The sequence below is a fragment of the Rhizobium sp. BIGb0125 genome, from assembly GCF_024810055.1.
Lineage (GTDB): Bacteria > Pseudomonadota > Alphaproteobacteria > Rhizobiales > Rhizobiaceae > Agrobacterium.
In genome coordinates this window covers 690,624-704,685 of the sequence record NZ_JANUDV010000002.1, presented here as the reverse complement: position 1 = coordinate 704,685, position 14,062 = coordinate 690,624, and the positions used below count along the sequence as shown (strand labels likewise).

Below are 14,062 nucleotides of genomic sequence, written 5' to 3'. Positions count from 1 at the left end.
TTCAAGCAGGCAGAGGATCATCTCCTGTTAGGGAGTGTCACAAAGGGTGCTTGACCAACAGGTTTCGTGAAAATGTCACAAATAAAGGCCCTGACGCATATGGCGCATCAGGTCTGTTACCTTTTCGTCGGGCTTTTCCAGAAGCACGATGCGGATTTCCATTACCAGATCACCACGTTCGCCTTTGTCGTCGTAGAGACCTTTACCAGGAATACGGATCGTCTGGTCGGAACCGGACCATGCCGGCACGGTGACGGAAATTTCGCCTTCGGGAGCCTGCAATGTAGTCTCACAACCGAGCACGGCATCCTGCAGCGACACCGAAAGAGGAGTGTGGATATCGTAGCCATTGATCCTGAAATTGTCGCTGCGTGCGGCAAGCAGGGTAATGGTTAGATCGCCGCGCTGCATGCCGGGGATCTTCAGGCCCTGACCCTTAAGCCGTACGATATGACCGTCGGTCATGCCAGGCTCAATCTGGAACCGGACCTCGCGTTCGTCGCTCAGCGTCAAGCTGACAGATTTCTTTTCCAGGAAATCGCTGACAGTCACGGTTGCTTCCGCCGTGATATCAGGCGCTTTTTCGATCACCTGGCTTGTGCCCGTCAGGCGTTTGAAAAGGGATGTGATGAAGGATCCGGCAGCCGCAATAGCCGCCGGTGTCTTGTCACCGGATGCATCGGTTTCGGAATAGGCCTGAGTCTCGTCTGATGTTCCGTTGCCAGAAGTGCCAGTCGTACCGGAAGTGCTGCTGTCGCTTGCAGAGGCTTTTGCCTGCTGCTGGCGCGCCTGCGCACCAAAAATCCGCTCCAGCATATCTTCCGGGGCTTCGGATGCTGTCGCATCGGCAGGCTTGCCGGAGGCAGTGCCCTGCGGTTTGCGGGCTTCGGCCTTAGCCAATTCTTCCATCAGCTTTTCTGCAGCCTTGGCGCGTTCGGCGGCCTCACGGGCGGCTTCGCGCTGCTGCATGATGGTTTGCTCGCGGTGTTTTTGTGCCGCTACCTTGCGCGCCTGATCATAGCGGTCGCGCTTTTTGGGATCTTTCAGAACGTCATAGGCCTGCCCAACCTCGGCAAAACGCTGCGATGCGTTGGGGTCATCCCGGTTCTGGTCGGGATGGATTGACTTGGCTTTGGAGCGCCACGCCGCCTTGATCTCGTCGGCGGGAGCGTCACGTTTGACGCCAAGCACGGAATAAGGATCACGCATATGAACCACCGGTAACGCTTTTCCCTGTTCTTCTCATCATGAGAACGAGGGTGAAAATACACTTGCGGTAAGCTGGTCGCGATCATTCGCGCCCTCTTCCTGCTTAAACTGCACAAGACTTTGGCGATAAGTTGCTAATCAGACCTTTACGCGGGCGGTTCAGCCGGGTTCCCGGCGGGTTTTCGCGTTGATAAGGTAAATAGATTATTTCTGGTTGAAGCGGGTCATCAACCATTCGCCTGCTTCTGAAAGGCACGTTTGGCCCGAATAGCTGGCGATACCCTCATAGGAATGACGGGTGGTGTCGAAGTTGCGGCAAAGGAAGCCGGTGGAGTTGTCTTCGCGAATGGCGGTAATCACGCCAGCACTGCCGGTAGTGGTATTGGCCCAGGGAAGGGGAGAATTGGATAGTTTTGAAAGATCGGCTGACGTTACGGCATTGCGCACGGTAACATCGTCTGTCTGAACGGTGGGGCGGTTGCCACCGGACACGGAGGCCGTGGAAAGGCTGGTATCAGCCTTGTCGCCACCAAACAAGTTGAGGCTGCTGACACAGGATGTAAGCATCAAAACAGCCGACATGCTCAGGAAAACACCTGCGCCTGTTTGCAAGCTGCTCTTTGTTCGCCTGTTCGACTTTGCTATGACGTTCACCATCTTCATGCCGGAGATCATCTCCGGGTTTGCCAATCAGTTCAGGAGCTTTTTATTCAATATGTCTGAAAGTGGGTTAACAACCGGTGACTTCACCGAGGAAAACGAACCCTTTGCTCTTTTCGGGCAATGGCTGAACGACGCAACCGCGTCCGAGATCAACGATCCGAATGCGGTCGCACTGGCAACTGTCGATGAATACGGCATGCCGAGCGTCCGCATGGTTCTCCTCAAGGATTTTGATGAGCGAGGGTTCGTATTCTATACGAACTTCGAGAGCCGCAAGGGACTGGAAATTCTTGGCCAGAAAAAGGCAGCCATGTGTTTTCACTGGAAATCCTTGCGCCGACAGGTCCGTATCCGTGGCGACGTGGAAACTGTCAGCGACGAAGAAGCGGATGCGTACTACGCGTCCCGCCCGCGTGGCAGCCGCATCGGAGCATGGGCGTCCAAGCAGTCGCGCCCGCTGGAAAGCCGGTTTGCGCTGGAAAAGGCCGTTGCCGAATATACCGTACGTTATGCGGTTGGAGACATTCCGCGCCCGCCGCATTGGTCCGGTTTCCGTATTCGCCCCGTTACTATCGAATTCTGGCACGACCGTAATTTCCGCCTGCATGACCGGGTGGAATTCAGACGCGACACGGCAGAAGGTGACTGGAGCAAGGTACGCATGTATCCGTGAACATCTGTCCGGTGCGTGGCGGATTGGCACCGCGCACCGGACACACATTGTATCTTGATGATGAGTATTTGCGTGTTGTCCAAGACGAAGTCGTTTCAGGCCGGGCTGTTTGCCCGTGTAATAAAAGCCGCCTGTATTCCGGCCCTGGCATTGTGTTCCGTGGCGGCTATGACACTCAGTGGTCCTGCGCATGCAATGGACGAGGTAGCCTTGAAAGCGGCGATGGCGTCGTTTGGCGAAGCGGCGCAAGTGCAGCGGCTGGAGAGTGAGATTGCCGGTTACGTAAAATCAGGCGACCTCGAAAAGCTCACGCAATTGGCTGAAGACATTCAGGCCAAGGATGGAGAGTTTCTCAATATTCTGACGCTAATCGTTGAACAGCAGGAACAGGATGTCAGTGAAGAGCTGGCGCTGATGGCGGTTGATCCGCACCAGATCGCCTTGCAAATGGGGCCATGTCACCACGCCAATATTGCCATCCGCTCCTTGGCGCTGATGATCGCTGATGGCGCCGAACCCACCATCAGAAATGATGTCGTCATGGTTGATGGCACGCAGCTCGACAATGTCTTTGCTGAAACCATCAATCGCTGTGAGCGTATCAATGGTTTGCCGCAGCGTGTGCCGCAGATCGGCTCATTATGTATGATGACCGGTAACTGTTCCGATGATCCGGACCTCGCACCGCAGCCCTGATACATTTGCCTTGGCATTATCTTTTACAAATCGCGCACAGCTGCGTCGATGATTGTGTTGATGAAGTCGGTCTTGGCGCGCGTATAGGCATCGCCGTCATATTCATACCGCTGTACCAGTTGCAGTTTTAACCGCTGGTACTGTAGAGCTAGATCACTGTTCTCGCGCAGCCTGTCCCTGAACAGAACACGGCGGGTATGGGTCAAGCTCTCAGGCGGACATACATAAAGACGGTGATGGGGCAGGGCGTCGCGACGCAAGAAGGCCCAGACGCCGTCGCCATAACGACTGCCGCGCGGTGCATAACCAGCGTCTTCCAGAGCGGCTCGGCAAAAATCCATCTCAGTGAGATCATCAAGGATGATGTCTACATCGATACAGGGCTTGGCAGACAGGCCAACAACGGCGGTGCTGCCAATATGCTCGATATCAAGGATTTTGCCCGGCAGAAGGATTTGTATGTCCTGCCGGATTTTTTCAAATTCAAGTGGCCATGAGGCATCATAGGGAACGATCTCAACCTTCGTTCCCATGGGGTTTTAAGCCTGTGTGCCGCCGACGGTGACTTGATCCATGCGCAAGTGCGGCTGGCCAACACCAACTGGAACCCACTGGCCTGCCTTGCCGCAGTTGCCAATGCCGGTGTCAAGTTTCATGTCGTTACCAACCATAGAGATGCGCTTCATGGCATCCGGGCCGTTGCCAATCAGCATTGCGCCCTTTACCGGCGCACCGATCTTGCCGTTTTCGATCAGATAGGCTTCGGTGCAGCCGAACACGAATTTGCCGGAGGTGATGTCCACCTGACCACCACCGAAGGATACGGCGTAAATGCCCTTCTTGACTGAGGCGATAATTTCTTCCGGCGTCTTGTTTCCGCCCAGCATGTAGGTGTTGGTCATGCGAGGCATTGGTACATGGGAATAACCCTGCCGTCTGCCGTTGCCGGTCGGCGTCATGCCCATCAGGCGGGCATTCTGACGGTCCTGCATGTAACCGACCAGTTTGCCATTTTCGATCAGGACATTGTAGGCAGACGGTGTGCCTTCATCATCGATGGTGATGGAGCCGCGACGGTTATCTATGGTGCCATCGTCAACCACGGTCACATCAGGTGCCGCAACCATCTCGCCCAGCAAACCTGCAAAGGCTGAGGTTTTTTTGCGGTTGAAGTCACCCTCAAGGCCGTGGCCAACCGCCTCATGCAACATCACACCCGGCCAGCCGGAACCTAGCACGACATCCATGGTGCCGGCGGGCGCATCGATGGCGCTCAGATTAACCAGTGCCTGACGCAACGCCTCGTCGGCGCCGCGTTGCCAGTTGTCTGTCGCGATAAAATCACCAAAGCCGACACGTCCGCCCGACCCGAAGGAGCCGCTTTCCTGGCGGTCGCCTTCTCCGGCAATAACGGAGATGTTGATACGGGTCATCGGGCGAATGTCGCTGACACGGTGACCGTCGGCGCGCAAAATATCAACGATCTGCCAGCTTGCCGAAACCGATGCCGTCACCTGACGGACCTTCGGATCCTTGTCGCGAAGATAGGTGTCGATATCCTGCAGCAGCTTCACTTTTTCTTCGAAGCTTGGTGAACCGATCGGGTTCTCGTCACCGTAAAGCTTGCGGTTTGTTCCCTGTGGAGCGGCAGCGTAAGAACCGGAATAACCCTTCGTTACGGCAGAAACAGCATCCGCCGCGCGTTTGAATGCGCCTTCAGACAGTTCGCCAGCATGGGCATAACCAACGGTCTCGCCAGCCACGGCGCGCAGGCCAAAACCCTGGTCGGTATTGAAGCTGCCGCCCTTCAGGCGACCATTGTCGAAGGTCAGTGATTCCGCCTGCGCATGTTCGATAAACAGTTCACCGTCATCCGCTCCCGAAAGAGCATCTGCCACAAGCGCGCGCATCTTTGCTTCGCCGCAATCAAACAGGGACAGAAGATCTTTCGTCATCACATGCTCCATCGGTTTGCCGTGGTTTCTGTCACTAGCGGACCTAATCCCTGATAGTGCAGACCATAGCGTAAAATTATGAAGGGCGTCCGCCGGGTCTGCGAACGCCCTCAAGGTATGATGTAGGCTCTGGTGGTCGCTGGCGCAAGCAGGCCAGCGGTCAGGCAATCTGGTTAGGGGAGTGCGTCGTACCCTTCGGAAAAGCCGGAAAGTTCGATCGGAATACCAACGCGATCCTGATCAACCGATTCCCGCAGCGCAAAAACGGCTGCCTTACCGGCACGCAACACCTTCATCAGCTCGTCGTCAATGTCCACTTCCACGTAGCAACCTTCAGAGAAACAACGTGTGAAATAAGCGCGGCCGATATTGTTGTTGTCGACGTAAAGTTCCATCCCGTCCTTCAGCAGCACGCCAAGCGGCGCCAGAATGCGCAGGATGCGGGATTTACGGTCAGCGGTCTTTAGCACGACAACGGAGAGACCAACTTCGGGCCTGTCATCCGCGATCACGTTTTGCATCAGCGCACACTGCTCTTCAGACGCACCAGCCGGCTTGTCGCAAATCACCGACCACGATCCATGGTTGGAACGCGCCATGCCCGGAGCGGGTGGCTGGCCGGGTGCAGGCTGCGGTTGCTGTGCCATGACCGATGCTGTCGGCATGATGATCGCTAGTCCCGCGGCTGCAAGCACAGTGCGGGCAAACGGGGTGAAACCCATGAGTACCTCTGGAATTCGAATCAATGCGGCTATTTTGCCCTTCGCTCAAGGAAATGAAAGCCTTAATCCTTCAATTCCAGTTGAGTGCGGCGGAAATTGGACTTCCCCGTGAAATCTTCAAACAAGCCTGATATGCCAGCTAGTTCATGTTTTTTAGATATAAACGATGAAAAACATTCTGAAATTGATGAATGCCAAAAAGCCGCACCCGCTTTCGATTGCGGATATTGCGGCGACGTGCAAACTATGGTTTGAGTTTATTCTATAGCATGGATTCTGCGTTTGAGTTTGAGATGGATCAAACGCGTGAGGGAGAGATACCGTGATTAACAGAATTTACGTGGCGCTGGGGGCATTTTTCTGTCTGCTCACGGCTGGCGGCGCCCATGCCGACCAGCCGGTACATTGGCAAATGGGGATGCAGGAAGCTGCCACAATTATTATGCACGACATTCGTGCGTTTGAGCAGTACACCCTGTGGTTCATTGTGCCGGTTACGCTTTTTGTGCTTGCGCTGCTGATCCTGGTAGCAATCAAGTTTCGTGCAGCCGCCAATCCGGTTGCATCCAAGACCAGCCATAACACGGCAATTGAGGTCGTCTGGACACTGGCGCCAGTTCTGATCCTGCTGTTCTTGGCTTTCCCGTCTTTCAAGCTGTTGAATGCACAACTTATTCAGCCGGAAAATCCGGACCTGACATTGAAGGCAACTGCAACGCAGTGGCTGTGGAGCTATGAATATGCGGCGGCTGAGGGGGCCGAACCCGTGTCTTTCGATAGCTACATGCTCAAGGAAGAAGATAGAGACGCCGCCGGCAAGACCGACAAGGCTGTTTATCCGCGCCTTCTGGCTGTCGATAATGAACTGGTCGTTCCGGTTGGCAAGACTGTTCGCCTTCTGGTGACGGCTGCTCCGACAGATGTTATCCATTCTTTTGCAATGCCAGCCTTCGGTATCAAGATCGATGCCGTACCGGGCCGTCTGAACGAAACATGGTTCAAGGCTGACCGTGAAGGTCTTTATTATGGACAATGTTCCGAGCTTTGCGGCAAGGATCATGCTTTCATGCCAATCGCCATACGAGTGGTTTCCGAAGATCAGTACAATAGCTGGCACGCCGCCGCAGGCTCTGACCTGGGCGCAGCCAACAAGGCACTGACTGCTTATGTCGAGGGTGGGGTACGCACCGTCGAAGTGGCTGGAAACGAAACCAAGTAAAGGTAGGGTGAGGCAAATGGCTGGACATTCCGCACACGACGACCATCACTCTCATGGTCATTCCGCTCACAACGAGCACGTGCATGACGAACATCATGCACATACACCGGGCTTTTTCGCCCGCTGGTTCTTGTCGACGAACCACAAGGACATCGGCACTCTCTACCTGATTTTCGCGATCATCGCGGGTATCGTAGGTGGCGGGCTTTCGGTTGTCATGCGTATGGAGTTGCAGGAGCCTGGCATTCAGATTTTCCACGGTCTTGCGGCCATGGTTTATGGTTTTGAAGGCGATGCCGCTATCGATGGCGGCAAGCACATGTTCAACGTGTTCACCACTGCACACGCCCTCATCATGATCTTCTTCATGGTGATGCCGGCGTTGATCGGTGGTTTTGCCAACTGGATGGTGCCGATCATGATCGGTGCGCCTGACATGGCTTTCCCGCGTCTGAACAATATTTCGTTCTGGCTCATTGTTCCGGCATTCATTCTGCTTATCCTGTCGCTTTTCGTGGAAGGACCAGCGGGTGCTTATGGTGTCGGTGGCGGCTGGACGCTTTATCCGCCACTGTCGACAACCGGCATGCCGGGACCGGCGGTTGACCTTGCGATCTTTGCGCTGCACGTTTCAGGCGCGTCTTCGATCCTGGGTGCGATCAACTTCATCACCACCATTCTCAACATGCGTGCGCCGGGCATGACCCTGCACAAAATGCCGCTGTTTGCATGGTCGGTTCTGGTAACTGCGTTCCTGCTCTTGCTCTCCATGCCTGTTCTGGCTGGTGGCATCACCATGCTGCTGACTGACCGTAACTTCGGCACTGCATTCTTCTCGCCGGAAGGCGGCGGTGACCCGATTCTCTACCAGCACCTGTTCTGGTTCTTCGGTCATCCGGAAGTGTACATTCTGATCCTGCCTGCTTTCGGCATCGTCAGCCACATCGTTTCCACGTTCTCGAAAAAGCCGGTATTCGGTTACCTTGGCATGGCTTACGCTATGGTCGCCATCGGCGCCGTCGGCTTCATCGTTTGGGCCCACCACATGTATACGGTTGGCCTGTCGCTGGAAGCACAGCGTTACTTCGTGTTCGCCACGATGGTTATCGCCGTTCCGACTGGCATCAAGATCTTCTCGTGGATTGCCACGATGTGGGGTGGCTCACTCAGCTTCCGCACACCGATGATCTGGGCTATCGGCTTCATCTTCCTGTTCACGGTTGGTGGCGTCACGGGCGTACAGCTCGCCAATGCCGGTCTCGACCGTTCGCTGCATGACACCTATTACGTGGTTGCACACTTCCACTACGTGCTGTCATTGGGTGCGGTGTTTGCGATCTTTGCAGGCTGGTACTACTGGTTCCCGAAGATCACCGGTTATATGTACAGCGAAACCATTGGTAACATTCACTTCTGGGTAATGTTCGTGGGCGTGAATCTGGTGTTCTTCCCGCAGCACTTCCTCGGTCTTGCAGGCATGCCACGTCGTTACATCGACTATCCGGATGCCTATGCCGGCTGGAACATGGTGTCGTCCTACGGTTCTTATATTTCCGCAGTGGCTGTTCTCATCTTCCTTTACGGTGTATGGGAAGCCTTGGCGAGGAAGCGTGTTGCGGGTGATAATCCGTGGGGCGAGGGTGCAACCACCCTTGAATGGCAGCTTTCGTCTCCGCCTCCATACCACCAGTGGGAACAGCTTCCGCGCATTCGCTAAGGCGAAATGACGTTGGTACAAGGATATCGCGCCGATGCGCGCGGTATCCTGATTGAATCAGGATTAAGTTTGAAATGACTGTTATCGACAATCACGACGTATTGGATGCGAAAGGCTCTGGTCTGTCAGAAGCCGGTGCGCGTGATTATTTCGAATTGCTCAAGCCACGCGTTATGTCGCTTGTCGTATTCACAGCATTTGCCGGTCTTATCGTGGCGCCAGGCAGCCTTAACCCGGTACTCGGCTTCATTGCCGTTCTGTGTATTGCGGTTGGCGCAGGTGCCTCCGGCGCGCTGAACATGTGGTACGATGCTGACATTGATGCGGTCATGACCCGTACGGCAAATCGTCCGGTGCCTTCCGGTCGCGTTGCGCCCGGCGAAGCGCTGGCATTCGGCCTTACGCTGTCGGCCTTCTCGGTGATGATCCTCGGACTGGCGCTGAACTGGCTTGCTGCAGGCATCCTTGCCTTCACCATTTTCTTCTACGCCGTGGTCTACACCATGTGGCTGAAGCGCTCGACACCACAGAACATTGTGATCGGTGGGGCGGCCGGTGCTTTCCCGCCGATGATCGGTTGGGCCTGTGTGACCGGCGATGTGACGCTGAACAGCGTTCTCCTGTTCCTTATCATTTTCCTCTGGACGCCTGCTCATTTCTGGGCGCTGGCCTTGTTCAAGATGAAAGATTACGGTTCCGTCGGTATCCCGATGATGCCGAATGTAGCGGGCGAATCTTCTACCAAGAACCAGATGCTGGCCTATACGTTGCTGACCTCTGCGGTCGCTGTCGCGCCATCATTTACCGGTCTTGCGGGGGTTGGCTACGGCATTTTCGCGGCCGTACTTAGTGTGATCTTCATCTATTTCTCTCTGACCGTGCTGCGCATGCCGGAAGGAGATGAAAAGATGGTTCCTGCGAAAAAGATGTTCGCCTACTCGATCTTTTACCTGTTCGCGATCTTCTCTGGACTTCTGGCCGATCACTTCGTGCCATCATTCCAGACGTTAATGGCGGGGTGGGCCTAATGGAAACAGTAAAACCAAGCGAAGCAGAAAAGAAATCAAGACGTGGAAGAAACATCGCGCTCGGCCTCGTGTTGGCGGCGTTGGTGGTCCTTTTCTACGTCATTACGATCATCAAGATCGGATCGCACTAGAGCATGTCGCGCAATACTGCGTTGCAGTCACCTCTGACGCGACAATGCGGAGAGAAATGGCGGGGAGTGCAGAGATTGCATCTTAAAGGTCGTTACAAGCCCGGAATTTTTCGAAGCGCGTAACGAAAAAAGGGAGGAGGAGCGAAATGACAACGGCAAATGTAGGACCTGCAAAACGCACAGGGAACGGCACAATTCTGGTGCTGTGCCTGGTATTCGTGTGTGGCATGGTCGGCATGGCCTATGCCGCCGTCCCTCTCTATCGCCTTTTTTGTCAGGTCACCGGTTATAACGGCACCACGCAACGCGTAGAGCAGTACTCCGAGACCATTCTTGATCGCACCGTAAAGGTGACGTTCGATTCCAACACATCCAATGGCCTGAACTGGGACTTCCGTCCGGTACAACGCTCAATCGATCCTAAGATCGGTGAGACGGTCGAGGTTCGCTTCAAGGCGACCAACCGGTCTACGGTCCCGACCACGGGCACAGCTGTCTTTAACGTGACGCCGATGGAAGCGGGCGCCTATTTCAACAAGGTTGAATGTTTCTGCTTTACGGAAACCACCTTGCAGCCGGGCGAAACGCTGGAAATGCCTGTGGTGTTTTTTGTCGATCCGGATATCGTCAAGACGCGCGAAACAAAAGACATACACACAATGACTTTGTCCTATACTTTCTATCCGTCAAAGACGGACAAGCCGGTGGCAGCGCTGCCGGTGAAAACAGAAGGTCAGGAACAGAAACTTTGAGAGAGGGAATCGCACGCTCTGATCGGGAGGGTGTGATTTTGGGAAAGCAGTCAATTCGGGGAATTGTCGGATATGGCAGACACGCACGAAAAGAAACATGACTACCACATTATAGATCCAAGCCCCTGGCCACTTCTGGCTGCTGTTGGTGCATTTGTGCTGACCTTTGGTGGCGTCTGTTATATGCGCTACCTCTCGGGTAGCTCGATGAAGCTGTTTGGTCTGGAAATGGCCAATCCTTGGCTGTTCTACATCGGCCTCGCGCTGGTGCTGTACGTCATGTACGCCTGGTGGGCAGACACCGTGAAAGAAGCGCATGAAGGGCACCACACCCGTGTTGTGTCGCTGCATCTTCGTTACGGCATGATCATGTTCATTGCCTCGGAAGTCATGTTCTTCGTGGCATGGTTCTGGGCTTACTTCGACGCCAGCCTTTACCCGCATGAGGCAATTCAGGCTTCGCGCCTTGAATATACCGGCGGTCAATGGCCACCCAAGGGCATCGAGGTGATCGATCCATGGCATCTGCCACTGTACAACACCGTTATCCTGCTGTTGTCGGGTACCTGTGTAACCTGGGCACACCATGCGATCCTGCACAATGATCGCAAGGGGCTGATCAACGGTCTGGCGCTCACGGTTGCGCTTGGCGTATTGTTCTCGTCCGTGCAGATCTATGAGTACATGCACGCGCCGTTCGACTTCAAGAATTCTATCTACGGCGCCACCTTCTTTATGGCGACCGGCTTCCACGGCTTCCACGTTTTCGTCGGTACCGTGTTCCTGCTGGTCTGCATGTTCCGTGCTATAGCCGGGGACTTTACGGCGAAACAACACTTTGGTCTCGAAGCGGCCGCCTGGTACTGGCACTTCGTTGACGTGGTTTGGCTGTTCCTGTTCTTCGCAATCTATATCTGGGGCGGTTGGGGCGCGCCGGTTCACGGTTGATCGCCAAACAACAGACAATGTCGGGCGGCAGCAATGCCGCCCTTTCTTTTTGCCTGCCCTGAAGCATGTTGCCGTTAAACATGCTTTAGTGCGGGAATACGTGGAGACAGAGGAAAAGCCATGCAGGATGACAGCGCCCTTTATCCACCGGTTGATCCGGTTAAGTGTGGCTTGAAGGGGCATTGCCCGCGCTGCGGGCAGGGGAAACTGTTTGATGGTCTTCTCAAGGTAAAACCAGAGTGTTCAGCCTGCGGGCTTGATTATTCTTTTGCCGATGCGGGTGATGGGCCGGCCGTGTTTGTCATGCTGATCGTCGGTTTTCTGATTGTCGGTCTGGCGCTTTGGCTTGAGACGACCTTTGAACCACCCGTCTGGGTTCACGCCCTGATATGGTTGCCACTGACGGTCATTGTGTCCCTTACCCTGTTGCGCGTTCTGAAAGGCATCATGATTGCCCTGCAATATAGAAACAACGCCAGTGAAGGCCGCATAGATCGTGGCTGACATCAACATGACAACAGTTGGAAGAACACGGAAATTGGTCGCTGGCTTGAGCGCCTTGGTCGCTCTGGCAATCCTGTTGGGGCTTGGTACATGGCAGGTACAACGCCTGCACTGGAAAGAGGCGCTGCTGCAGGACATCGATACCCGCCGCACCGCCGCACCGCTGACGCTTGCACAAGCCGAGCAGATGCTCGGCAAACAACCGCTGGAATATCGCCGGGTGAAGGTGCAGGGTTTGTTTGACCACACCCGTGAACGTCACTTCTTTGCCACCCATCGTGGGCAGACCGGGTATTACATCTACACGCCGTTGCGACTGGAGGATGATCGCTTCATTTTCATCAACCGCGGTTTCGTGCCCTATGAGTTGAAGGAACCGGCAACGCGGCTCGCCGGAGAAATAATGAGCGGCCCTGTCGTTATTGAAGGACTGCTGCGCGAGAAGCTGACGGAAAAGCCTTCCTCGATGGTTCCGGAAAACGATCTCGCCAAGAATATCTTTTACTGGAAAGATTTTGACGCAATGGTGAACAGTGCCGGTCTTGATCCGGCCACGGTCGTGGGCTTTTTTGTCGACGCCAACGATGCGCCGAACCCAGGTGGCTGGCCGCAAGGTGGCGTAACGCTCATCGATTTGCCAAACAATCATCTGCAATATGCGATAACATGGTACGGACTGGCCGCTGCCCTTGTCATCGTCGCCGGATTTGCCTATTTCCGGGGAACTAAAGGTAAAACCGGGTAGCAGCTTTACCGGCTCGCCAAGGAGAAGGAATGAACACCATCGTTTCCAAGTCGCCCCTGACGATTAGGCTCTGTGGGCCGCGCGGTTTTTGTGCAGGCGTGGACCGGGCCATTCAGATCGTCGTTCTGGCGCTGAAAGCCTATGGTGCTCCCGTTTATGTCCGCCACGAAATCGTTCACAACCGCTACGTGGTTGAGGGGCTCGAGGCCAAGGGCGCGATCTTCGTTGAGGAACTGAACGAGATTCCACCTGAACACCGTGAGCAGCCGGTGGTGTTTTCGGCCCATGGTGTGCCGAAGTCGGTTCCTGAAGATGCGCAGGCCCGTAACCTGTTCTATCTCGATGCAACATGCCCGCTGGTTTCCAAGGTGCACAAGCAGGCCATGCGCCACCAGCGTTTGGGTCGCCACGTCGTGTTGATTGGCCATGCCGGTCACCCGGAGGTTATCGGTACCATGGGTCAATTGCCTGATGGGACCGTGTCGCTTGTCGAAACCATTGAGGATGCAGCAGTCTATGAACCGGCCGATTCCGAAAATCTCGGTTTCGTCACGCAGACCACGCTTTCGGTGGATGATACGGCCGGCGTTATTGCCAAGCTGCAGGAACGTTTCCCGTCCATCCAGTCGCCTGCGGCTGACAGTATTTGTTACGCAACGACCAATCGCCAAGAAGCGGTCAAGCAGGCTGCTCCCGGTTGTGATCTGTTCATCGTGGTCGGTGCACCCAACTCTTCCAATTCCAAGCGCCTCGTTGAAGTGGCCTTGAGGGCAGGGGCAACGCGCTCCGTTCTGGTGCAGCGCGCCTCGGAAATCGATTGGGACGTGATTGGCGATATCCGCACGGTTGGTCTGTCGGCGGGTGCCTCCGCCCCGGAAGTGATTGTTGACGAGATTATCAGCGCATTCCGCGAGCGTTACGACACGACACTGGATCTGGCTGTGACTGTTGAAGAAACCGAGCATTTCCTTGTCAACAGAGAGCTGCGCAGCATTGAACTGACCACGGCCGATATGGCATTCGTAAATGGCGATTCACGCGACATCATGCCTGCAAAATCCATCTTTGCTGCAAACCTCTGATATTTAAGAGACTTCAAA

15 protein-coding genes are annotated in these 14,062 nt (G+C 55.0%); 10 read left to right on the top strand and 5 right to left on the bottom strand.

Annotated elements, in window-relative coordinates:
• Positions 1–75: 75 nt before the first annotated feature.
• Both M2418_RS07415 and M2418_RS07410 read right to left on the bottom strand, forming a co-directional pair.
• Positions 76–1,209 (bottom strand): DnaJ C-terminal domain-containing protein, encoded by a 1,134-nt coding sequence (locus M2418_RS07415; RefSeq protein WP_259145723.1) that lies wholly within the window; start codon positions 1,207–1,209, stop codon positions 76–78.
• 204 nt (positions 1,210–1,413) lie between these two features.
• The gene (locus M2418_RS07410) at positions 1,414–1,776 is read right to left on the bottom strand and encodes an RT0821/Lpp0805 family surface protein (protein ID WP_371815226.1); all 363 of its coding nucleotides are present in this window, start codon (positions 1,774–1,776) and stop codon (positions 1,414–1,416) included.
• A 148-nt stretch (positions 1,777–1,924) separates the two neighbouring features.
• Between M2418_RS07410 and pdxH the strand changes: the two genes are divergently transcribed.
• Positions 1,925–2,545, top strand: a complete 621-nt coding sequence (gene pdxH / locus M2418_RS07405; protein WP_250983176.1) for a pyridoxamine 5'-phosphate oxidase — start codon at positions 1,925–1,927, stop codon at positions 2,543–2,545.
• A 72-nt stretch (positions 2,546–2,617) separates the two neighbouring features.
• On the top strand, positions 2,618–3,241 hold the full coding sequence (locus M2418_RS07400) for a hypothetical protein (RefSeq protein WP_259145719.1): 624 nt from the start codon (positions 2,618–2,620) through the stop codon (positions 3,239–3,241).
• Between the two features lie 23 nt (positions 3,242–3,264).
• On the opposite strand, the gene M2418_RS07395 is transcribed toward M2418_RS07400, so the two are convergent.
• The 3 genes from M2418_RS07395 to M2418_RS07385 all read right to left on the bottom strand — a co-directional run bounded on the left by M2418_RS07395 (position 3,265) and on the right by M2418_RS07385 (position 5,918).
• Positions 3,265–3,774: a GrpB family protein gene (locus M2418_RS07395; RefSeq protein WP_259145718.1), complete on the bottom strand. Its 510-nt coding sequence runs from the start codon at positions 3,772–3,774 to the stop codon at positions 3,265–3,267.
• A 6-nt stretch (positions 3,775–3,780) separates the two neighbouring features.
• Entirely contained in the window at positions 3,781–5,196 is a 1,416-nt protein-coding gene (tldD, locus tag M2418_RS07390) for a metalloprotease TldD (protein ID WP_259145716.1), read from the bottom strand.
• 173 nt (positions 5,197–5,369) lie between these two features.
• On the bottom strand, positions 5,370–5,918 hold the full coding sequence (locus tag M2418_RS07385) for an invasion associated locus B family protein (protein WP_259145714.1): 549 nt from the start codon (positions 5,916–5,918) through the stop codon (positions 5,370–5,372).
• Positions 5,919–6,240: 322 nt separating this feature from the next.
• Here M2418_RS07385 and coxB point away from each other — a divergent pair, with 322 nt between their 5' ends.
• The 8 genes from coxB (at position 6,241) to ispH (ending at position 14,044) form a co-directional block, all read left to right on the top strand.
• Positions 6,241–7,137 carry a cytochrome c oxidase subunit II gene (coxB, locus tag M2418_RS07380; RefSeq protein ID WP_259145712.1) on the top strand — a complete coding sequence of 299 codons (897 nt, stop codon included), beginning with the start codon at positions 6,241–6,243 and terminating at the stop codon, positions 7,135–7,137.
• A 16-nt stretch (positions 7,138–7,153) separates the two neighbouring features.
• Positions 7,154–8,854 carry a cytochrome c oxidase subunit I gene (gene ctaD, locus M2418_RS07375; protein WP_250983170.1) on the top strand — a complete coding sequence of 567 codons (1,701 nt, stop codon included), beginning with the start codon at positions 7,154–7,156 and terminating at the stop codon, positions 8,852–8,854.
• A 74-nt stretch (positions 8,855–8,928) separates the two neighbouring features.
• Positions 8,929–9,882, top strand: coding sequence for a heme o synthase (gene cyoE, locus M2418_RS07370; protein ID WP_259145710.1), 954 nt, complete (start codon positions 8,929–8,931; stop codon positions 9,880–9,882).
• Between the two features lie 277 nt (positions 9,883–10,159).
• A complete protein-coding gene (locus M2418_RS07365; RefSeq protein ID WP_250983168.1) occupies positions 10,160–10,765 on the top strand; it encodes a cytochrome c oxidase assembly protein in 606 nt (201 codons plus the stop codon).
• A 72-nt stretch (positions 10,766–10,837) separates the two neighbouring features.
• Entirely contained in the window at positions 10,838–11,713 is an 876-nt protein-coding gene (locus M2418_RS07360) for a cytochrome c oxidase subunit 3 (RefSeq protein ID WP_250983167.1), read from the top strand.
• A 120-nt stretch (positions 11,714–11,833) separates the two neighbouring features.
• Positions 11,834–12,217 carry a DUF983 domain-containing protein gene (locus M2418_RS07355; protein ID WP_192487177.1) on the top strand — a complete coding sequence of 128 codons (384 nt, stop codon included), beginning with the start codon at positions 11,834–11,836 and terminating at the stop codon, positions 12,215–12,217.
• Positions 12,218–12,224: 7 nt separating this feature from the next.
• Complete coding sequence (locus M2418_RS07350; RefSeq protein WP_259145707.1) at positions 12,225–12,962, top strand: SURF1 family protein; 738 nt, start codon at positions 12,225–12,227, stop codon at positions 12,960–12,962.
• Positions 12,963–12,991: 29 nt separating this feature from the next.
• On the top strand, positions 12,992–14,044 hold the full coding sequence (gene ispH, locus M2418_RS07345; protein WP_250983165.1) for a 4-hydroxy-3-methylbut-2-enyl diphosphate reductase: 1,053 nt from the start codon (positions 12,992–12,994) through the stop codon (positions 14,042–14,044).
• The last annotated feature ends 18 nt before the right edge of the window (positions 14,045–14,062 follow it).